19 protein-coding genes are annotated in these 21,633 nt (G+C 61.3%); 11 read left to right on the forward strand and 8 right to left on the reverse strand.

All coding sequences use genetic code 11. The annotated features are described in order from the left end of the window. Positions 1 to 120 precede the first annotated feature (120 nt). Positions 121 to 1,635, reverse strand: a complete 1,515-nt coding sequence (locus FJT57_RS12625) for a class I adenylate-forming enzyme family protein (protein WP_162524350.1) — start codon at positions 1,633 to 1,635, stop codon at positions 121 to 123. 144 nt (positions 1,636 to 1,779) lie between these two features. On the opposite strand from FJT57_RS12625, the gene FJT57_RS12630 reads away from it, so the two are divergent. Further along, positions 1,780 to 2,505, forward strand: a complete 726-nt coding sequence (locus FJT57_RS12630) for an ABC transporter ATP-binding protein (protein WP_144905763.1) — start codon at positions 1,780 to 1,782, stop codon at positions 2,503 to 2,505. Beyond that, the gene (locus FJT57_RS12635; protein WP_144905765.1) at positions 2,502 to 3,194 is read left to right on the forward strand and encodes an ABC transporter ATP-binding protein; all 693 of its coding nucleotides are present in this window, start codon (positions 2,502 to 2,504) and stop codon (positions 3,192 to 3,194) included. Before FJT57_RS12630 ends, FJT57_RS12635 begins: the two co-directional genes overlap by 4 nt. A gap of 193 nt (positions 3,195 to 3,387) precedes the next feature. Here FJT57_RS12635 and FJT57_RS12640 read toward each other — a convergent pair whose 3' ends face one another. The 6 genes from FJT57_RS12640 to katG all read right to left on the reverse strand — a co-directional run bounded on the left by FJT57_RS12640 (position 3,388) and on the right by katG (position 11,920). Next, complete coding sequence (locus tag FJT57_RS12640; protein WP_144905767.1) at positions 3,388 to 4,389, reverse strand: branched-chain amino acid ABC transporter permease; 1,002 nt, start codon at positions 4,387 to 4,389, stop codon at positions 3,388 to 3,390. After that, positions 4,389 to 5,249, reverse strand: coding sequence for a branched-chain amino acid ABC transporter permease (locus tag FJT57_RS12645; RefSeq protein ID WP_144905769.1), 861 nt, complete (start codon positions 5,247 to 5,249; stop codon positions 4,389 to 4,391). The genes FJT57_RS12640 and FJT57_RS12645 overlap by 1 nt, the downstream gene beginning before the upstream one ends. A gap of 251 nt (positions 5,250 to 5,500) precedes the next feature. Further along, positions 5,501 to 6,745 (reverse strand): ABC transporter substrate-binding protein, encoded by a 1,245-nt coding sequence (locus FJT57_RS12650; protein ID WP_144905771.1) that lies wholly within the window; start codon positions 6,743 to 6,745, stop codon positions 5,501 to 5,503. A gap of 330 nt (positions 6,746 to 7,075) precedes the next feature. Then, entirely contained in the window at positions 7,076 to 8,092 is a 1,017-nt protein-coding gene (locus FJT57_RS12655; protein WP_144905773.1) for a mechanosensitive ion channel family protein, read from the reverse strand. 121 nt (positions 8,093 to 8,213) lie between these two features. Continuing rightward, entirely contained in the window at positions 8,214 to 9,587 is a 1,374-nt protein-coding gene (locus FJT57_RS12660; RefSeq protein WP_144905776.1) for an aminomethyltransferase family protein, read from the reverse strand. Positions 9,588 to 9,775: 188 nt separating this feature from the next. Further along, positions 9,776 to 11,920 (reverse strand): catalase/peroxidase HPI, encoded by a 2,145-nt coding sequence (gene katG, locus FJT57_RS12665; RefSeq protein WP_144905778.1) that lies wholly within the window; start codon positions 11,918 to 11,920, stop codon positions 9,776 to 9,778. Positions 11,921 to 12,459: 539 nt separating this feature from the next. On the opposite strand from katG, the gene FJT57_RS12670 reads away from it, so the two are divergent. Then, positions 12,460 to 12,894 (forward strand): zinc ribbon domain-containing protein, encoded by a 435-nt coding sequence (locus tag FJT57_RS12670; protein ID WP_144905780.1) that lies wholly within the window; start codon positions 12,460 to 12,462, stop codon positions 12,892 to 12,894. A gap of 8 nt (positions 12,895 to 12,902) precedes the next feature. Here the strand turns inward: FJT57_RS12670 and FJT57_RS12675 are convergent, their stop codons facing one another. After that, on the reverse strand, positions 12,903 to 13,493 hold the full coding sequence (locus FJT57_RS12675) for a TetR/AcrR family transcriptional regulator (RefSeq protein WP_144905782.1): 591 nt from the start codon (positions 13,491 to 13,493) through the stop codon (positions 12,903 to 12,905). A gap of 178 nt (positions 13,494 to 13,671) precedes the next feature. Between FJT57_RS12675 and FJT57_RS12680 the strand changes: the two genes are divergently transcribed. The 8 genes from FJT57_RS12680 (at position 13,672) to FJT57_RS12710 (ending at position 21,573) form a co-directional block, all read left to right on the forward strand. Continuing rightward, entirely contained in the window at positions 13,672 to 13,902 is a 231-nt protein-coding gene (locus FJT57_RS12680; RefSeq protein ID WP_144905784.1) for a hypothetical protein, read from the forward strand. Beyond that, positions 13,902 to 15,401: an MATE family efflux transporter gene (locus FJT57_RS12685; RefSeq protein ID WP_144905786.1), complete on the forward strand. Its 1,500-nt coding sequence runs from the start codon at positions 13,902 to 13,904 to the stop codon at positions 15,399 to 15,401. The genes FJT57_RS12680 and FJT57_RS12685 overlap by 1 nt, the downstream gene beginning before the upstream one ends. Before the next feature lie 243 nt (positions 15,402 to 15,644). Further along, positions 15,645 to 16,760, forward strand: coding sequence for a metal ABC transporter substrate-binding protein (locus FJT57_RS12690; RefSeq protein ID WP_144905788.1), 1,116 nt, complete (start codon positions 15,645 to 15,647; stop codon positions 16,758 to 16,760). After that, a complete protein-coding gene (locus tag FJT57_RS12695) occupies positions 16,757 to 17,611 on the forward strand; it encodes a metal ABC transporter ATP-binding protein (protein WP_394348815.1) in 855 nt (284 codons plus the stop codon). The genes FJT57_RS12690 and FJT57_RS12695 overlap by 4 nt, the downstream gene beginning before the upstream one ends. Before the next feature lie 20 nt (positions 17,612 to 17,631). Further along, on the forward strand, positions 17,632 to 18,633 hold the full coding sequence (locus tag FJT57_RS12700) for a metal ABC transporter permease (RefSeq protein WP_144905838.1): 1,002 nt from the start codon (positions 17,632 to 17,634) through the stop codon (positions 18,631 to 18,633). Between the two features lie 276 nt (positions 18,634 to 18,909). Then, entirely contained in the window at positions 18,910 to 20,085 is a 1,176-nt protein-coding gene (locus tag FJT57_RS12705) for an inorganic phosphate transporter (protein ID WP_144905792.1), read from the forward strand. 306 nt (positions 20,086 to 20,391) lie between these two features. Continuing rightward, complete coding sequence (locus FJT57_RS16440; protein WP_449405211.1) at positions 20,392 to 20,535, forward strand: DUF7512 family protein; 144 nt, start codon at positions 20,392 to 20,394, stop codon at positions 20,533 to 20,535. 6 nt (positions 20,536 to 20,541) lie between these two features. Continuing rightward, on the forward strand, positions 20,542 to 21,573 hold the full coding sequence (locus FJT57_RS12710) for a sulfite exporter TauE/SafE family protein (RefSeq protein ID WP_144905794.1): 1,032 nt from the start codon (positions 20,542 to 20,544) through the stop codon (positions 21,571 to 21,573). Positions 21,574 to 21,633 lie beyond the last annotated feature (60 nt).

The following is a 21,633-nucleotide window of genomic DNA, read 5'->3' on the forward strand; positions in this document are numbered from 1 at the left end:
AGAGCGTTCAGAGCAACGGGAACAAGGAAAGAGAGGAACAAGGAAAGAGAGGAGAGCAACGGGAGCACGGAGAGCAGCTGGAGGAGTAAAAATGGCCGCGCGAAACGTCGAAACCGCCGACTACGACGATCCTTCGAGTTCGTGACGAAGTACCTTCCCGCTGGGGTTGCGGGGCAGTTCGTCGACGAAGGCGTACGCCCGCGGGCGTTTGAAATTGTCGAGCCGGTCGCTCGCTTTGCACCACTCGTCGAGTTCGTCGGCGGTGACGTCGCCGTCGACGACCACGAAGGCCTTCACGGCCGTCCCCCACCGTTCGTCGTCGACGCCGGTGACGCCCACGTCGACGACGTCGGGGTGCGAAATGAGCACGTCCTCGACTTCCGAGGGGTGGATGTTCTCGCCGCCGCTGATGATCGTGTCGTCCGCACGGCCGCTGATCGCGGTCTCGCCCGTCTCCGTCTCGAACGCGGTATCGCCGGTGAAGAACCAGCCGTCGTGGATCGCGGCCGCCGTCTCCTCGGAGTTCTCCCAGTAGCCGTTGAAGACGATCGGCGAGTCGGTGCTGATGATGAGCTCGCCGGTTTCACCCGGCGAAACCTCTGCGTGAGGGTCCTCCGAGCCCAGCTCGACGATTCGACGGCGATAGAACGCGCCGTTTCGACCGGAGTGGGTGGGATGGATCAGCGCGAGCGGGTGGTACGTCTCGGTCGTCCCGTAGATGTTGACCAGCCGATCCGGCGCGAACTGTTCGCGGGCGAGGTCGACGAGGTGTTCGCTGATCGGCTCGCCGCCGTAGCCGAGTAGCCGGACGCTTCCGAGGTCGGCGTCGTCGATAGCGTCGCAGTGAAGTAGTTGATTCAAAATCGTCGGCGCGGTGAAGAGCACGGTCGCCTCCGTGCGGTCGATCGCCGCGAGGTACGCCGCGGGATCAAACTCCGGCATCGGTACGAAGGTACCGCTCAAGAGCAGTCGCGAGAGGCAGTTCGAGTGCAGGCCGATCGTGTGATACAGCGGCATCGTCGAGACGGTCGTGTCGCCCTCGACGTAGCTGCCCTGCGCCAGCGACGTGTCGATCGCGCGGAAGACGGACGCGCGGTGATCCAGCGGGACGCCCTTTGGCAACCCAGTCGTTCCCGAGGTGTACAGGATGACGCTCAGGTCGTCCGATCCGAGGTCGACGTCCGGTCGATCGCTCGACCCGTCGAGGAGGGCCGAAAACGGTCGGGCGAACGCGTCGGGAGCGTCAGCCGCGTCGACGAACGTGGACACGGAAAGCTCCTCGTAGAACTGTTCGAGATCCGCTTCGAGACCGTCGTCGTAGGCGAAGACGACGGGATCGGATTCTGAGAGGTAGTGTTCGACGCGTCCGCGCGAGGAGCGGTAGTTGAACGGGACGACGACCCCGCCGCAGTGTTGGGTACCGAGGTTCAAGATCACGTGATCGATCGAGTTGGTCATGGCGACGGCAACTCGGTCGCCCCGTTCGACGCCGAGGTCTCGAAGCGAGTTCGCGACTGCGTACACCGCCTCTGCGAGTTCGGCGTACGTGTACCCTCGGTCACCCGTCGGACTCGTGAGCGCAATGCGGTCGGGTGTGCGTTCGACCGATCGAGTAAACATCTCTGGTACGTTCATAGGCGGATATCTACCTCGTATTTTTATTAAAGATGCCGGTGGGGCGATCGGTGCGACAGCGTTGGTCTCACTGAGGAGTGTCCGGAAGAACCGGCAACGGTGGGGGAACATTAATATGCGGATCTCTCATTACCTTCACTAACAATGTTAGAGGTGTCGGACGTAACCAAGAAGTTCGGCGGCCTGACGGCCGTCGATGACGTCGCTTTCACGATCGGTGAGGCCGAAATAGTCGGCCTCATCGGTCCGAACGGTGCTGGAAAGACGACGCTTTTCAATACGATCACAGGGATCTACCAGCCCGAGCAAGGCGGAGATATCGACTTCGACGGGGTTCAGCTCGTCGGAAAAGAGACCCACGTGATCGCGCGGGAAGGCGTGGTTCGGACGTTCCAAATCGTCCGTGTGTTCGGCGAGATGACCGTATTCGAGAACGCGGTGGCTGGCGCACTGTTCGGTGGAGACGGATCGGTCGATCGATCGACCGCGGAGGAGAAGGCCCACGAAGCGCTCGAATTCGTTGGGCTGGCGAGCCAGGCGGACACCGAAGCCTCGGCGCTGCCAGTGGCTCGACAGAAGCAATTGGAACTCGCTCGGGCGCTCGCCTCAGAACCGAAGCTCCTGCTGCTAGACGAGATCGCGAGCGGACTTACGCCGGGCGAAGTCGACGAACTCACAGAAATCATCCGTCGGATCAGAGACGAACGGGGGATCGCGATCTTTTGGGTCGAACACATAATGGACGCGATCATGGACGTCGCCGATCGGATCATCGTGTTGAACAGCGGCCGAAAGATCGCCGACGGAACGCCTGCGGAGGTCCAAGAGAACGAGACGGTTATCGAGGCATATCTGGGGGCCAGCACATGATTGACATCGAGAACATCGACGTCTCATACGGGAATATTCAGGTCCTGTGGGATCTCTCGATGCGTGTATCCGAAGCGGACAGCGTCGTAACCATCGTCGGTCCGAACGGTGCCGGAAAATCGACGCTGCTTGACGTTATGTCAGGATTGCACCCCGTCGATGACGGTCGAGTCACGCTCTGGGGCGACGACGTCAGTTCCCTCGATCCCTCAGAGGTAGTCAAGCGCGGATTCGTGCACGTCTCCGAAGAGCGGAATCTCTTCGGTGAGATGACAGTGCGCGAGAACCTGGAGATGGGCGCGTACACTCGCCGGGAGACGCTCGGAGAGACGCTCGAAGAGGTATACGAGCTGTTTCCCATCCTCGAAGAGCGGGCGGACCAGCGAGCCGGTTCGATGAGTGGCGGCCAACAGCAGATGCTCGCACTCGGACGCGGACTGATGGCGCGTCCGAAAATTCTGGCGCTCGATGAGCCGTCGGAGGGACTGGCACCGCAGATCACAGAGCGCGTCTTCGAGAAGATCGAAGAGATCAGCGAAGAGGTGACGGTGCTTCTCGTCGAGCAGCACGTCCACGACGCGCTCACGCTAGCTGACCGCGCATACCTGCTCGAAAACGGTCGTATCAAGGCTGAGAACACCGGTCAGGCACTTCTAGAGAGCGAGCACGTGGCAGAGGCATACCTGTAGGCATTTCGTTAGGAAACACATATTCGTCCTGTGCGGTCGTGAAAGCGACGTAGTGACTAGCTTGGAGGAACCACGGAGATCACCACTCTACATCGAAACGAGTCCGGTAATCGGACCCAAGAGAGACCGAGAATCCAAGTAGCGGCAGGAGAAGGATTGCAACGCGTAGGTCGAGGACGAAGGGAGGTACAGCTCAGTCGGCGTTTGAATCGCCGAGATATCGCTCGAAGAGCTCTGAGCGTTCGAGTCGTTCGCGGACGCTTACGACGACGCCGTTCTGGAAGTAGATGAACAGGAAGATCAACAGCGCACCGAATATCGCCGTTCGCCAACTGCTCGCGTTGGCAGCGAGTATCTGTTCGATCGCGACGACAATGACGGCGCCGACGACCGGTCCGACTACCGTGCGAAGCCCGCCAACGATGAGCACGATCAGGACGATCACGTCGATCGCGAAGAAGGAGAACTCGTTCGGTAGAATGTAGCCAGCCTCCTTCGCGATGAAGGGGCCGGTCATCCCAATAAGGAAGGCCGCGACGAACCCCGCGGTGGTCTTGTACCGGACCACGTCGATCCCGATCGACTGCGCGGCCAGTTCGTCCTCTCTGAGAGCCGCAAACGCGACACCGTACTTGGAGTCGACGAGACGGACGTAGACGAGAAGCGAGGCCACCAAAAGGACGAGCACAGCGTAATAAACCACGAGCTTGCTCCCGAGACCGGTTGCAGCCGTGATCGCGTCGAACGAGAGGTAGTCGTACCGGAAGCCCGTGGATCCGCCGGTGATGTCACGCGCGCCGACGAACACCTCCGAAAAGACGAACTGGAGGCTGATGGTGAGGATCGCGATGAGAACGACTGAGAAGTTCCGCTTCGCCGAGACCCAACTCACAAAGAGTCCGATCCCGCCAGCGAGCAGCGCGACGATCGGGAGCGTAATCCACGCGGAGATTGACAACCAGTCCGCCAGAATCGCCGTCCCGTACGCACCGAACCCGGCCAAACCACCGCTGAACAGGAACAGCTGGTCCGTCTGACCGAACACGATATTGAGCGCGACCGCCAGCACGGCGATGAGGAGCATATGGGCGAGGATCCCCTCGTAGTAACTGCTGCCGAGAACCGGGAGCGGAGCCACCGCCAGGACCGCGGCGACAATCCAAATACTGCGGTGTTCAGCGTCGAGAATCGACATCAGGACAACACCTCCGGCTTCGCAAAGAGCGCAACGATAGCCGTCACGAAGAGGATGATCGTCGCGACGTACGAGCCCACAAAGAAGTTCGCGAACTGGCTCACCATTCCGAGGACCAACCCAGCAGCGATCGCGCCGATGATGCTTCGAACGCCACCGACGATCGAGACGATGAGCGCGAACGTCGTGAACTCGAAGCCGGTGCTTACCGAGACCGTAGATCCGGTCGCGTGGATCAGCCCGGCAAACCCGGCGACGGCGGCCGAGAGCACGAAGATGAATGTTCGAATCCGACGGAGGTTCACGCCGACTAACTGTGCGCCGCGTTCGTCTTGGAAGATCGTCCGCGTCGCCTTCCCGAGAAACGTTCGGCGGAGAAAAACGAGCAGAGCGATCAGTGCGACGCCCCCGAGAGCGATGACGGCGAGCGACGAGCCTGTCAAGACGACCGTGCCGAAGCTGATCGGTTCAACGCCCAGTGAGAGGCCGTACTGCGCCGGGAAGTAATTGATGAGTACTCCCTCGAATAGCACGGCGAGTCCGAGCGTGATGAAGATTCCCAACAGGATTCGGTCCTCTCCGGTGGACCGGTAGACGAACCGGAGAAGCGTCCGGTCCACTACGAACCCGACAAAGCCGATAAACACGAGACCCACGACGACACCGACCGCGAGTCCGACCCCGCTGTTGATCGCAGTCCGAGCGGCGAGAACCGCGAGAACCGCGAAGATTCCGATGGCCAAGTTGAGGACTTCGCCCAAGCCGAAAACGAGCGTGATACTGACACCCAAGAGTGCCAGTACCACACCGAAGGCGAGTCCGTCGACGGCCACCCCTAATAATGTGCTGGCAGTTACCATACCGGTAGATGATGCACAACTCAGCACCGTATGTGTTTCGGTTAGGACAGCACCTCTCAAAAGATAGAGACTACAGCTAGTTGAGTAATCGTGGAGCAGCCAAACCCCGTCGGAAAATGCGAATAGCGATTGCGGGAGTATAACAGAAATCCACTGTCGGCGGAACGGGTATAACGCGAAGATCGACGGTGTGAGTGGTGGTCAAAAACCACATCGAAAACACCGAGCGGGGCAAAGAAAGAGGGATCAGTCTACGGTTCGGGTGCCGGGAGCGGGTCGGAGGTGCCGATAACTTCGAGGTGGTACTCGGCGTCAGGATAGTAGGACGGTGCGCCCTCCGTCATCTGGCTGTATTGGATAATGAGGTTCTCGAACTCGCCCCACTCGGTGTATTCGAGCGGGTTCTCATACAGCATATCGAACGACCCGTTGCGAATGTACTCAGCGATATCAGCGGGACCCGTGCCGACCTCAGCAATGGTCTCGGCGAGCATCATACCGTTCATATACCCGATCGGTGGGTAGGAGTACATCGGTTCGTCGTATGCCTCCCCGTACCGTTGTCCGAGGTCGTTGAACAGTTCCGTGTCCGGCACCGCGAGGTGTCGAGTGACGACATCGCCCGCGCGGTCTCCAAGCGTGTCGACAATGACGTTCTGCGGTGGGTCGACGCCGAGGATGTCCTGTTCCATACCGAGATCCGCCATCTGAACGGCCGCGGAGACGGATCCGGGTGGATGGCCGACGAAGTTCATCAGTTCGACGTCGTCGGGCATCTGTCGGAGATACGGTTTAAAGTCGCTGGCACCGACGGGTGCGGCCTCGATGTGCAGATCGATATCGTCGGGCGTGAACTCCTCGAGTGCAGCCTCGATCGATCGTCCCCACGCGTAATCAGCGATGACGACGCCGACCGAGCTCACGTCGTTCTCGGCGAAGTACTGTGCGTCCGCACGGCCGTGAGACTGCGCTGGCGGCCACCCGGTTCGGAACACATACCGCGTGTCACGGGTGAGGGCCTCCGAAGTGCCGGACATATGGAGGAGGTTCGGGATCTGCAGTTCCTCGGCTGTCTGAGACGTCCGGATCCCAACGTCGCTAGAGACGGCGCCGGTGACGGCGATGGCGTCGTCCTGTTCGACGTGACGGCGGAACGCACTATCGGCCTCTCCGGGATCCGCACCGGTGTCGGTGACGACGATTTCGAGGTCTCTATCGAGCATATCTCCCGCGTTAATCTCCTCGACAGCGAGTTCGAGGCCGCGGAGGTGCACGGTCGCCCACGGGGCGAACGGCCCGGATTGCGGTTCGATTGCGGCAATCGTGATCGGATCGTCACTGCCACCATCCGATCCACCGTTACCACCCGAATCCGATCCCGAGTCGCCGCCGTTCGATCCCCCGTCGGAACCGCTGTCACCGTCGGATCCAGCGCAACCGGCAACAGACGCGATGCTACCAGCACTCAGCAGTTTTACGTAGTCTCGTCGCTGCATACGGGTGAGTGTCGAGAAGATAAGTTAACTCTTTGCATTACAATGATTATATATTCGGCCAGAAGAGTGACTGAATCATAATCCTACATACTAATTTTTACTGATATTTTCTGAATAGTGTTAAAATTATAGCATATCTAGATCCGCTATTTAGCAAGTAAAAAAGATTTTATTCGGAGTCATACAATAAAATATCACTTAACAATATATAAAGAATTATTTTGTATATAGATATACCGAGCCATCCGAGATCCATTCTGAGTGATTAAACAGAATAGGGAGGGTGGCAGGGTGTCCTGAAAAAGACGGCAGTAGACTGCGAAAGGAAGCTTACTCCGGTCCCGGGAATTCCTCACTATCGTCATACCCCTCGGTATCGACCTCACCCCGAACGGAGTCGACCCACCCGTCGATGTTCTCCGCGACGTAGTCCTGCCCGCCAAGGCCGACTGCAAGGCCGATCCCGATTGCCAGCGCGATGGCGAGCGCACCGAAGAACGCGGCGATAAACGCCGTGAACAGGTTCGTCAAGACGAGGATCTCAAAGCCGATCGTGGCGACGGCGATCGTGATCGTGATGTAGTAGATGAGCACCTTGACTACGAGGCTTGCGCCGTGGATCATCCGGCCCTCGCCCATATCGCTTACGAGCATACCGACGCGTTCGGCGACCCAGATCCCCACGAGGAGGACCAGCAGGCCGCCGATCAGGGCGGGGAGATACGCGGCGAACGTATCGAGCAACCCGGACAGGGCGTCTATCGCGAGGATATCCGCCACGGCCAAGAGCGTCAGCAGGTAGATGTAGTACGTGACGAGCAACCCGATGATCCGGCCGAACTCGCCTTCGGAGTCGCTGAGTCGCTCCAGTGGGGTCTCACGGAGGTACCGCCCGACGTCGAATCCTCCCACGATATCGGCCACGATGTCGCCGATCACGCGGCCGACGATGAAGCCGATGACGAGCACGACGAGCGCCCCCAGAACGACCGGCAGGAACGCTCCGAGTTCGGAGAGCAACTGGGTGAGTTGCGGGATGTCGAGAACGTCCGCGGCAGCGAGTAACGCGACGAAGTAGACGTAGTAGGAGACGATTTTCCCGAGTGCGAGGGCGACACCGTCTCCCTCACCGACGTTCGCGATCGCGGTTCCCTCTGTGTAGCGGTCGACCCCGATCCGGCGAATGATGCGAGTGACGAGCCCGCCGAGAAGACGACCGATGATGTACCCGATCAGAAGGATGACGAGTGCGGCGACGACCGTCGGGAGATACGCGATCGCGTCCGCGACCGCCTGTTCGATCGCTCCGCCGACCTGCATCACGACAACTGTGTCTTGGCTGAACATTACCGTAAAGATATACGGTGGTACACATTGTTACTCAGCGAATAGTCGGCGAATCGAACGGTATGAGTCGGTTATCGCACGATAAAACGCCGGCAATTGTCGCCGAGACGACCGCTCCGACTCACGGTCGTGGCGGGTCTCGTTCTTTCGAGTCGTACAACGCGTCCGGATGGACGGTTGCCGCGATTTCACGGGTGGGGTCGTCGGGAGTGAAGCCGCCCCACCTGACCGTCACGGACTCGCCCTCCATCGCCGCCGACGCGTCGATCCGGGCGTTCGAGAGCATCGCTCTGAAATTCGGGCTGTAGGTGACTCCCGACGCCCAGCCGACCTGACGGTCGTCCTGTTCGACGGGGAGATAGGAGATGCGGAACTGGCCCGAGGGAAGTTGCATCGGCGGGGCGACGTCGCCGTCGCCGAACTGTTCGCCGAACACGCCGAGGACGTCGTCGCTCTCCCACCGGAGGTTGACGAACGTCGAGTCGGGGCCGCCCGCGTCGGCTTCCTCGCGGAGGGCGTCGCGACCGTGGAAGTCCGAGGCGTCGAGCGCGACGAGCCCGCCCCACCCGAGTTCCGCCGGAGTGCAGAAATGTTCGTCGCCCCAGTCGAACGCCTCGGCCTCCTCGTGGCTCATCCAGTGTTTCGCGAACCGTTCGATCTGCTCCGGTTCCATCCTCGCGGGGAGGTAATCGCGAATAGCGGTCGCGAGGTTGATCTCCGTGTGCCCGATCAACTGCGCGCGGAACCCGAGTTCCCGCAGGCCGTATTCCGAACCGGTTTCGCGGACCTCCCGCCACAGTTCGTGCGCCTTTCCGGACTGGACGGGAAAGAAGAACTCGTAGCCCAGTTCGCCCGTGACGCCCTGCCGAGCGACGATCGCCTCCTCGCCGAGCACCTCCGTCGTCCGGAAGCGCGAGAATCCGAGGTCGGCGAAGTCCTCGTCGACGACGGCTTCCAGGACATCGAGGGATTTCGGTCCCTGCAGCGCAAAGACGGTGTGGTCCGGCGTCACGTCCTCGAGGTCGACATCGTAGTCGGTCTCGTTTCGGATGTGCGAGAGCCACTGCACCGCGCCCGACTGCGTGAAGATGAACTCGTCGTCGGCAAGTCGAAACGTGATTCCCTCGATCGCGACGTTTCCGCGTTCGTTCACCATCGGCGTGAACCGCGCGTGGCCGACGTCCTGGCCGGTCAGATCGACCACGGTCGCGTACTGAAGGAACTCGAACGCGTCGGGGCCGGTGATCCGGGCCTTGTTGAGCCAACTCCAATCGCCGAGCGCGACGTCGTTGCGCAGGGCGAGCGATTCCTTCCACCAGCGCGTGTACTCGTCGGCGACGAGCATCCCCGCGTTCAGGTGGGTCCAGGAGTTACTCGCGTTCGTCTCGTCTTGAGCGGGCGCGCCCGGAGAGCCGATGTAGGGGCGCTCGATGAACGCCGTGTCGCCCCATCGGTTCGCCCGTTGGTACCGTTCGCGATAGTCATCAGGTTCCATAGGTGCCCCTCTAGTCGCGTGTTTGTAATTATGTTGGACGGCGCACCGACAGATTTTCGAACCGAACCGCTTGTGCTCACGTCAGTGTCGAGGCGGAAGCCGACACGACACCGGGTCAGGATACCTGACTGAGAGGGTTCGCCATCGCGACTGAAAAAACGTCACCGCCTGAGGGTCCGCAACCGAGACTACTTCAGATCGAACCGATCGAGTTTCATCACGTCGCTCCAGGTTTCGGCGAAGTCACGCACGAACTTCTCTTCGGCGTCGTCAGCCCCGTAGACTTCCGCGATGGCTCGAAGTCGGGCGTTCGAACCGAAGACGAGGTCCACGCGGCTAGCCTTCCACTTGCGTTCGCCCGTGTCTCGGTCGTATCCCTCGAACACGTTTTCGGACTCCGAGACCGCCTCCCACTCCGTGTCGTTGTCGAGCAGGTTCACGAAGAAGTCGTTAGTCAGCGTGCCCGGTCGGTCGGTGAAGACGCCGAGGTCGGAGCCGTCGTAGTTCGCGTCCAGCGCGCGCATTCCGCCGACCAGCACCGTCATCTCGGTCGGTGTCAGGTTCAGTAGCTCCGAATTGTCGACCAGCAGTTCCTCTGCCGGTTGGTCGGCCTGGTCGTCGAGGTAGTTCCGGAAGCCGTCGGCCTCAGGTTCGAGCACCTCGAACGACTCGACGTCGGTCTGCTCCTGTGAGGCGTCCACCCGTCCCGGTTCGAAGGGGACGTCCACGTCGTAGCCAGCGTCGCTGGCCGCCTGTTCGACGGCTGCGTTGCCGCCCAGTACGATCAGGTCGGCGAGCGAGACGCGCGTCTCGTCGGACTGCGAAGCGTTGAACTCCTCCTGAATGCCCTCGTAAGTCTCCAGCACGGTCGTCAGCTCTTCCGGCTGGTTCACCTCCCAGCTGCGCTGGGGTTCGAGGCGGATCCGTGCGCCGTTCGCGCCGCCGCGCTTGTCGCTGTCGCGGTACGTCGACGCCGACGCCCAGGCGATCCTGACCAACTGGGCGACGGACAGCTCCGTATCGAGGATCGTCGCTTTGAGTTCGTCGACCGCCTCCTCTCCGATCAGGTCGTAGTCGGCCTCGGGGAGGGGGTCCTGCCAGAGCATCGTTTCTTCGGGGACCTCCGGGCCGAGGAACCTAGACGGCGGACCCATATCGCGGTGGATCAGCTTGTACCACGCCTTCGCGAAGGCCTCTTGGAACTCGTCGGGGTTCTCCTGGAAGCGTTCGAGAATCTCGCGATAGTCCGGATCCCGCTTCAGGGCGACGTCAGTCGTCAACATCATCGGTGTTTCCCGCTCCGACGGATCGTGAGCAGCCGGGACCGTTCCCTCGAGCTTATCGCCCACCGGCCGCCACTGCCATGCGCCGCCGGGACCCTCGTGAGGCTCCCACTCGTGGTCGAGCAAGTTGTCGACGTAGGAGGTGTCCCACATCGTCGGCCACTGGCTCCACGCGCCCTCGATGCCGCTGGTAATGGTGTCGGGGCCCTTGCCCTCGCCGAACGCGTTCTCCCAACCAATGCCCTGATCCTCCAGCGGGGCCGCCGCGGGTTCCGGACCGAGGTTGTCACCGGAGTCGGCGCCGTGGACTTTCCCGAAGGTGTGACCGCCAGCGATGAGCGCGGCCGTCTCCTCGTCGTTCATCGCCATCCGACTGAACGCCTGTCGGATGTTCTTCGCCGACCCTTCGAGGTCCGGTTCGCCGTTCGGCCCCTCGGGGTTCACGTAGATGAGGCCCATCACGGTGTTCCCGAGCGGCGCTTTGAGGTCGCCGTTCTCGTCAAAGCGGTCGGGGGAGGACATCTCCCACTCGCCTTCGGGTCCCCAATCGACGGACTCGTCGGGCTCGTAATCGTCTTCGCGCCCCCCGGCGAACCCGAAGGTCTCGAAGCCCATCGATTCCAAGGCGACGTTCCCGGCGAGGACGATCAGATCGGCCCACGAAAGCTTGTTGCCGTATTTCTGCTTGACCGGCCAGAGCAGACGGCGGGCCTTGTCGAGGTTCACGTTGTCCGGCCAACTGTCCAGCGGTGGGAGGCGCTGTCGACCGCCCGACGCGCCACCGCGGCCGTCGACGGTCCGATACGTCCCCGCACTGTGCCATGCCATCCGAATGAAAAGCGGTCCGTAGTTGCCGTAATCCGCGGGCCACCAATCCTGGGACGTCGTCATCACCTCTTTGACATCTCTCTTCACGGCGTCGAGGTCGAGTTTCTCGAACTCCTCTGCGTAATCGAACTCCTCGCCCATCGGATCGGCTTGGCGAGCGTTCCGGTCGAGAATCTGCAAATTCAACTGATTCGGCCACCAGTCTCGGTTGGACCTGGTCATCATCGGAGGTTGTTGCTTTGGCCTATTAATATTGTCCAATTGGATAAGGAAATCTTCGCTCCACCCCAAGCGTTCTAACGAATTTATGAACTTTTATCAGCAGAGAAGGAGTTCATCCTCCCATCGAGGCCCACGCGTCCACCCTGGGAAAACGTGTGAAAACAGGCCGACCACGGCAAGCCCTAACGGGAACCGTATCGTTCGCATACCTCTTGAAAGGCCGATTTATCCAATTTCTATCAGAACTAGTTTCTATGGCCCGGAGGCTGAGAACAGCCGTTCCAGTTCCGCAAGGGAATTGATGGCTGTGAATAGTTCAAATCGCGTATGGGAAAGCCGACTTCGGATTCGTCCCCGATTAGCTCCGCGAAGCGATCAACCTAAGCCGAGGACCTCGGATCGATTCCGGCTCTCCCCTTAGCCTTTTTCGCGCCGTTACTCGGAAGTTTTCGACGGGTGTTCTCTCCGCATAGGCGACGGCGGTCTAGCAGCGTTCGATCGGGAGAAGGCTTATGACTAATTGGTCAGTAAGTTCGAGTATGAGTCGATCGGTTGCAGTGAAACGCCCGTGGCTCGCGGCGGTACTCGCAGCGGTCGTCACCGGACTGGGTCACGTGTATCTTCGACGGTGGAAGCGCGCCCTCGGGTGGCTGACCGTCCTCTTCGGTGTGAGCTTCCTCCTCGTCGACCCATCGGTTCTCGACGAACTCGCGAGCGGTACCGTCGATCCGGTTGCGAGCGCACCGATACTCCTGGTCGGCGCGCTCAGCGTTATCGACGCCTACGTGATCGCACGCGTCCAGAATTCGATCGTTCGTATCCGAGCCTCACACGGGAGAGAACAGGTTCACTGCCCGAACTGTGGAAAGGAGCTCGACCCCGACCTGACTTTTTGTCAGTGGTGCACGGCCGAACTCCCCGAACGAGTGCAAACGTCGTCCGAGGACATCGATGCCGACGTGGACAGACCCTGAGATCCCCCTCACTGAAGCATCGCGTCGACGTACTCCCCGGCGGTTTGTCTCGCCGTTTCGAGGGCCGAAAGGTCGTCTAAGACGACAGCGCGGGTACGGCCGCCGTCGACGATCGTCATCAACGCCCGGGTGACGTGGTCGGCGTCGACGTCTTCGAAGACGCCCTCGTCGATTCCGTGGTTGATGACCGCCTTGAGCATATATCGGATGTACTCGTCGTTCTGCTCGAAGCGGTCGCGAAACGCCTGCTTGTAGGGGGCCTGACTCCGCATCTCGAGCAGCGCGATCGACAGATCGGGGTTCTCCTGCGGCTTAACGAGCAACATATCGAGCAGCAGCTCCAGCCGCTTCTCCGGGTCGGTCGTCTCTACAGCGTGAATCGAATCGACGAACCGTTCCAGTAGATGATCGAGAAACGCGGCGAGTAGCGCCTCTTTCGTGTCGTAATAATAGTGCACTGCAGCCGTCGATTTTCCGTACTCGGCGGCGATTCGTTTGATCGTGAGGTCAGCGTACCCGTGTTCTCGGAGCGCCCGATAGGTGGCCTGCATTATCTCCTCGTTTTGCGCCGAGAACTCCCGATCCGAGGGTTCAGCCATCGTATGCGAGATTCGTCCGTGGCTGGTTAACGGTTTTGTCCCCGTCCGGCTGTCCGGTTGGGGGTAACCGACCGATCAGCGAGCGCAACCTGAAGGTCGATAACGATCCCCTATGTCACGGTACACACCCCCACGAAATCCTTTTGACTGACTAGTTAGTAAGTAATCGTAGACCAGTATGGACGACCACCCAGCGACCGACAGTTCGGAGCCGACGAAGAGGGCGCGCTGTCGTCACGGGTATGTGACTCTCACGAGCGCGGGCATTGCGGTCGGACCCGACGAGCGTACGGCATCGGTTCACCGCGATGGAGAGGGGAAAACGCTTTCCGTAGAGTTCTCTACGTGTCTCGTCGCTACGATCGGCGGAGCGCACCCAGCGGGCGTCTCGGCGGGGGCGGCGAACTGATGGGAGTTCGAAGTCGCATCGACGCGCTGTTCAAGGGGCCAGAAGAGTTCGATCTGACCGACGGAAGCATCGGCAAACCGCTGTTCTTCCTGTCGATGCCGATCGTCGTCACCAACCTCTTTCAGACGGCGTACAACCTCGCGGACACGTTCTGGCTCGGCCAGTACAGCACGGACGCGTTGGCCGCAATCAGCTTCGCGTTCCCGGCGGTCTTCCTGCTTATTTCGCTCGGGATGGGCGTCTCAGTCGCCGGAAGCGTGCTCGTCGCGCAGTACACCGGTGCGAACGAAGAGCGAGAGGCAGAGTACGCAGCCTCGCAAACGGTGACGTTCGCGATCGCCCTCTCGCTCGCTCTCGGGATATGCGGGTACTTCGTCGTCGAGACGGCGCTCGGAGTCCTCGGGGCGTCTCCTGACGTGTTGCCGCTGGCGACGAACTACATGGAGGTCATCTCTCTCGGCCTCCTGTTCATGTTCGGGTTTATGGTGTTCGTCGCACTGATGCGCGGGTACGGCGACACAATCACGCCGATGCTCGTGATGTTCGGCTCGGTCGTGCTGAACATCGTCCTCGATCCGTTCCTCATCTTCGGGTTTACCGAAAATCCGCTGTTCGGAATGCTCGGCGCGCGCGGCCTCGAAGCGTCGCTGCTGGCGGCGACGGGCTATACGGGTTCGGGAATCACCGGCGCGGCCATCGCGACCGTTTTCGCCCGCTCGCTCGCGCTGTTCGTCGGACTGGCGATTATGTTCCGCGGCGAGCGGGGCGTCCAGATTCACCTCCGGGATATGGTCCCGGACCGGTCGTACCTTCGGCGGCTGGTTCACATCGGACTGCCCGCCTCGATCGAGGGGACGGGCCGAGCGCTATCGATGAATCTCCTCTTGGTGATCGTGGCGCTCTTCCCGGACACGGTCGTCGCCGCCTACGGTATCGGAACACGCGTGTTCTCAGTTATCTTCCTGCCCGCAATCGCCGTCGCACGCGGCGTCGAGACGATGACCGGACAGAACGTGGGCGCGGAGAAACCCGACCGCGCGGAGGCGGCCACCGGTCTCGCGGCGAAGGTGCTTTTCGTCGTGCTCACCGTCGCCGGAATCCTCGTGTGGTTCACGGCCGCGTCGATCGCGGACGTGTTCACGACCGATCCAGCGGTGGTCGAAATCACGGCGCAGTTCCTCCGCTACGTTGCGCTCTCGTTCGGGTTCATCGGCATAATGCGGGCCTACACGGGGAGTTTCCGCGGCGCTGGCAAGACCCTCACCGCGGCAGCCATCTCCGTGATGATGCTCGGCGTGATCCGCTTTCCGATCGCGTGGTTCGCCTCCGCGCCGCTCGGCGAGATCGGAATCTGGCTGTCGTTCGGGGTCTCGAACGTCTTGGGCGCGACAATCGCGTATCTGTGGTATCGCCGCGGGACGTGGAAGGAGACCGATTTCACGGAGTCACGCGTCAACGTCGACGAACAGACGCTCACGTCGGTAGCGGACGGCGACTAAATCCGGTAGTCGACGGCGATTCAACCGCCAATCGCGCGCGGTCAGTCGATCTTTTGCAGAGATTGTCGTGCGTACCGACCCGAGGGTGACTGCGGTTTGTTGGGTGGTATCGTTTGGATATGTAGTGAATACTGTATTTGGGTGTTTGAGACGTCATATTGCCCCATCACAACAAGTTTTGATTAGTCTAAATAATAGATTAGAGAGGCAAATCTAATATATTAGCAGGTGCGTATCCAAAGTATGGAACGGACGGAGCCGAAGAGATCGAAGGAGCGACCGAAGTGGACCAGCACAACCAATCGACACTCCAGACGACAGGCACTCCTCGCGGGGTCGGGTGTTCTCACAACGGCGCTCGCCGGATGCACGGGGATCGGTACCAGTGGAGCGAATCGAGGGACGACAACCGCCGAGAGCGCGGACGGCGAGGGGGGTCCCGTCGTCGTCGCGTCGTTCTTCAGCTTCTTCGACTTCGCGCGAAACATCGCTCGCGGAACGTCGATCGAGGTTCGGAACCTGGTCCCGACGGGGCTGCACGGCCACGGCTGGGAACCGAACGCACAGATCACGCGCGAGATCGTCGAGGCGGACGCCTTCATCCACGTCGGCGAGGATTTCCAGCCGTGGGCCGACAGGGCGATCACCACGCTTGAGGCCGACGGTGTCGAGACGGCACTAATCAACGCCCGCGAGGGAATCGAACTGGTCGATCTCGCCGCCAGTCTGGATCCGGAAGAGGAGGGAGTCGGCGAAGACAGAGGACGGGATCCGCACTTCTGGCTCGACCCGCAGCGAGCGAAGCAGTCGGTCGACACGATCACCGACGGTCTCGTCGACGTCGCACCGGGGGACGAAGCGACGCTTCGCGACAACGCGGAGGCGTACAAAGACGAGGTTCTCGACCGAATCGACGCTGATTACCGGGAGATATTCGAATCGGCCGAGCGCAACGTCGTGCAGTTGGCCGCGCACAACGCGTTTCAGTACATCGGCGTCGCCTACGACGTCCAGATGCGTCCGCTGGTGACGAACCTGGCTGCGAGCGACGACATCAAGCCGTCCGATATCACCGAGGCGAAGGAGACGATCGACGAGTTCGGGATCGAATACATCGGGGCGGCGGTGTTCGAGACGCGACGACCGGCGCAACAGTTGCTCGAAGAAACCGCGGTCGAGGCGTATTTCCCGGTCACCCCGTACGCGGGCGTCCGCGAGGATTGGGTCGAATCGGGATGGGGGTACGAGGAGATCGCGTACAACATCAATATGCCCACGTTCGAGGTAGTCTTGGGGAACAAACGGCCCGAGGAGGCCGGTCCTGACGGATGGGCCGAACAATGGAGGAACTTCGAATGACTCGGTTTAACGGGGAGGCTCTCTCCCGAGAGACCGCCGCTGACGGCGAGGAGGAAGAGTGGAAGGAAGAAGAGTGGAAGAAGGAAGAGAAGAAGGAGGACTCGCGGGATGCCAGAGAGGCGATCATCGAACTCGACGACGTCGCGTTCGGCTACACCGCGACGCCGGTCGTCGAGAACGTCTCGCTTCGGATCGATCCGGGCGAGTACGTCGCGATCGTCGGCCCCAACGGATCGGGGAAATCGACGCTGCTGAAACTGGTGTTGGGGCTGCTTCGGCCGGATCGAGGCACCGCTCGGCTGTTCAGTCAGCCAGCGCACCAGTTCGACGACGGCTCCCGAATCGGGTACGTCGCCCAGCACGCCAGCGCCTCGAAGTCGATGCCGATCACCGTCCGCGAGGTGGTGAAGATGGGGCGGTTCCCGCACGTCGGGTTCGGACGCCTCGGGGCGTCGGACCGGGAAATCGTCGAGGAGGCGATCGGAACGGTCGGGATGAGTTCGTTCGCCGACCGGCGCATCACGGCGCTGTCCGGCGGTCAGAGACAACGCGCGTTCATCGCCCGCGCCCTCGCGGGCGAAGCGGATCTCCTGGTTCTCGACGAGCCCACCGTCGGCGTGGACGCGGACTCCGTCGCAGCGTTCTACGACCTGCTGGAAGCGCTGCACGGGCAGGGAATCACGATCATCCTCATCGAACACGACCTGAGCGCCGTCACGGCACACGCCGAACGAGCGGTCTGTCTCAATCGCGAGATCTACTTCGACGGGCCAACCGACGAGTTCACACCCGAAAACGCGCTCGCCCGGACGATGGGTGCGACTGCGGAACCGGAGCGTGAGACGACGTGATCGACGCCCTCGTCGTTCCGATGCAGCAGGGGGTGTTTGAGCTGCTCCTCTCACCGCTGTTCTGGATCCTGGAGGCGTGGTACTGGCTCCTGGTGCAGGTGTATCACGTCACCGGCCTCGAAATGCTCAGTCCCGACTACAGGTTCATGTACAGAGCGATCCTGGTCGGCCTCTGTATCGGAATCGTCGCCCCGCTCATCGGGACGTTCCTCGTCCACCGACAGCTCGCGCTCATCGGTGACGCGCTCGCGCACACTGCCTTCGCGGGGGTCGCCGTTGGACTGTTTCTCAACGCGATCCTCGATCTCGGCGTCTCGCCGTATCTCACGGCCGTCGTCGTCGCTGTCATCGCGGCGCTGGTCATCGAACTCATCTCTGAGGTGACCGACGCGTACAACGACGTGTCGATGGCGATCGTGCTCTCGACCGGGTTCGCTCTCGGATCCACGCTCATCAGCATCAACGCGGGCGGCCTGTCGGTCGGCATCGATCAGTACCTGTTCGGGAACCTCTCGACGGTTTCGCCGACGAACGCGGTGATCCTTCTGGCACTGTTCGTCGCGATCGTCGGCACGGTCGCAGTGACCCGAAATCAACTGCTCTACGTCACCTTCGACGAGACGGCTGCGGCCGTGTCGGGGCTCTCAGTCAACTGGTACAACCGGATACTGGTGATGCTCACCGCGCTCGTCGTCGTCGGCGCGATGCAGATTATGGGTGTCATTCTGGTCGCAGCGATGCTGGTCGTCCCAGTCGCCGCCGCCTCCCAGCTCTCCCGGAGCTTCACGGAGTCGATCTACGTCTCGATCGTGCTCGCGGAGGCGGCCGTCTTGCTCGGGATCGGCGTCGCCTACTATGGGAGAGCGACCGGCGGACCGGTCATCGTCCTCGTCGCCGTGGGGATTTACGTCATCGCCGTGCTCGCGGGCAAAGTGCGAACGGCCCTTACCGGGCAGACAGCGCCATCTACCGGGCGGATCGAGGTGAACCGCGCCCCGTCGACGGGCGATAAGCACGAGTGATGCTCGAGTCGTAGACGGCCCTCGAAACGTCACCCGAACTGGTGACGACGGAACTGATCGACGCCAAGAGATCGTTTCTCGGTTTAATATTGTATAGTTGTTGGATTTCTATGCAAACCTTTTTGCCTCGCAATCCGGTAGGAGCCAACAACGAATGAACGCACTCGACCGAACCACCCCCGATGCGGACGCTGACAGCGCGGAAAGGAACCCGTTCGAACGACCGTCGATGTGGTACGTGACGACCGGAGTGCAACACTGAACTCGCTGTTATCGATGGACCTCACAGTACTTGCTCTGTTCGGCGTGGCCGCGGCGGCGAGTCTGTTTATGGCCTGGGTCGTCGGTGCCGGTTCGAGCGGGGCCACCCCGTTCGCTCCGGCGGTCGGAGCGAACGCGATATCGACGATGCGAGCCGCGTTCGTCGTGGGGGTCTTCGGATTCCTCGGGGCGGTCACGCAGGGAGCGAACGTCTCGGAGGCGATCGGAAGCGGACTCATCGAGGGCGTCTCGTTACCCGCCGCGGGCGTCATCCTCGTGTTGACGCTGGGTGCCGGGTTGATGGCGATCGGGATTTACACCGGCTACCCCATCGCGACGGCCTTCACCGTCACCGGTGCCGTGGTAGGTGTCGGTCTCGCGCTCGGCGGCGCGCCCGCGTGGCCGAAGTACCGACAGATCGGTCTCGTCTGGGTGGCGACGCCGTTCGTCGGCGGCGGGATCGCATATCTCATCGCCAGCGTCCTCCCGCGAGAGGACGTTCCGGAACGGTTCAGCGTGCCCGTACTCGCCGGGGTGGTCGGAGCGGTGGTCGTAAATCTCGACTTTCCGATGCTCGGACCCGGCCGCGCTCCGGGATCGCTCGCAGAGCGTGTCGCAGGAGTGGTTGCGATCGATCCGACAGTGGCTATCGTCGCGACGACGGTCGTCGCCGGGGCGATGACCGGAATCACCGTCTACCGGGACGTATCACGCGATCAGGCGGGCGGGCTGCGAAGGGTCCTCCTGGGGCTCGGATCGTTGGTTGCGTTCTCCGCCGGGGGGAGTCAAGTCGGGTTAGCCGTCGGCCCGTTGCTTCCGTTGGCCGCCGAAATCGAACCGGTCTCTACGTTCGCCGTGCTGGTCGGCGGGGGACTCGGCATCCTCGTGGGCTCGTGGACGGGGGCGCCGAGGATGATCAAATCACTGTCGCAGGATTACTCCTCGTTGGGGCCGCGTCGATCGATCGCGACGCTTATTCCCTCGTTTCTGATCGCACAGACCGCTGTGTTTCTCGGCGTTCCGGTATCGTTCAACGAGGTGATCGTGAGCGGCATTATCGGAAGCGGCATCGCGGTCGGCGGTCGCGATGTCGTCGACACGAAGAAAATAGCGGTCACCGTCGGTGCGTGGGGCGGGTCGCTTCTACTCTCGCTAGTCCTCGGATACGGGGCAACTCTCGTACTGTTATGACAACATAATACAACAGTAGAGGCGCGTGTTCTCGTTCAGTCGGTTTCACGGTCTCCTTGTGAGTCGAGATAAGTCGATTCTACACGCCTTATTAGACGTATCTTACTGGACGGACGTGGTTTCGGCATCCGGTGTGACTGATTTGTTTCCTATAACGTATCGATGCGTCCCGAAAATAGTATTGTGTAATAATCCCAAAAGCGTTATTACGTGCAAGCGGATACGGGGAGATGAGCAGAAAAGTATGGGTAGCACACAACCACGCAATTCGAAAGGAGGTCAACAATGGCAGACATCGGAGCGCTGATGGGAGCATCGGGAACGGGAACCACACAGGCGGTGGTGTTGGTCGGCACGGTTCTCGTCGAGGCGATCATCCTCTACGTCGGGTACGGGGCGCTGACCCGAGCACTGGAGCCGACCGTCCGTCAGATGCTCGGGGGGGAATAACGACGGATGATAGAGCTATTCGGAATCGGCGCGGGCACGCTGATTCTGTTCGTCGGATTCGGACTCCTCATCGGCGTTCTGTTCGGATTCTTCGGGATGGGAGGGTCGTTCCTGGTCACACCCGCACTCTTGGTAATGGGGTACCCCTCGAGAGTCGCGGTCGGCAGCGGGCTCGCGTTCGTTTTCGGGACGTCGGTCATCGCGACCCTGAAGCACCGGGATCTCGGTCAGGTCGATTACAAACTCGGCGTGTTGATGATCGCGGGGACGACGCTCGGGATCGAGGTCGGTAAGGAGATCGTTTTACACCTCGAGTCGCTGGGGCTGGCTGGCAACATCATCAGCGTCACGTACGTCGTGCTCCTCGGCGGGATCGGCGTGTTCGTCACCTATGAATCGCTGAAAGGCGGTGGCGACGGCGGGATCGACCACGACGCGGAGGGAGAAGCCAACGCGGACGATATCCCCGACATCGCGAAGAAGATTCAGTCCTACCGCGTCCCGCCGATGATCAGTCTCCGCGGCGGGGTCACCGTGTCGCTGTGGATGATCCTCAGCGTCGCGTTCGCCACCGGCCTCCTGTCCGGGTTCCTCGGCGTGGGTGGGGGCTTCATCCGGATGCCCGCGCTGTTCTATCTCATCGGCGTTCCCGTGCCGATCGCCGTGGGGACCGACCTGTTTGAGATCGTCTTCTCGGGCGGGATCGGGAGCTTCCTGTACGCGATGGATGGGGGTGTCGATCTCGCGATCGTCCTGCCGCTTCTGGCGGGCAGTGCCTTCGGCGCTCGCGTCGGTTCGGCCGCCACGAGTGTCGTCGACGAGAGCGAGATCAAGGTCTACTTCGGTCTGATGCTCCTCGGCGGATCGATCGCCGTCGCCGTCCGTGAAATCGGCGGCTACCTCGACATACCGGTGTTCGATGCGGTCAGCTTGGCGCTGATCGTCGGATCTGCGCTACTGGTGAGTGGAATGGTCGTCTACAGTAGTATCGTCGAACTGCGCAAGCAATCAGCGCACCAGTCAGCCACAGCTGATTGACAGAAGTCGCCTCGAAACACGCGAGACGGTCGGTTTGTGTGATTTCCGAACGGCCCAATT

This window comes from Halobellus captivus (genome assembly GCF_007655485.1).
GTDB lineage: Archaea > Halobacteriota > Halobacteria > Halobacteriales > Haloferacaceae > Haloquadratum > Haloquadratum captivum.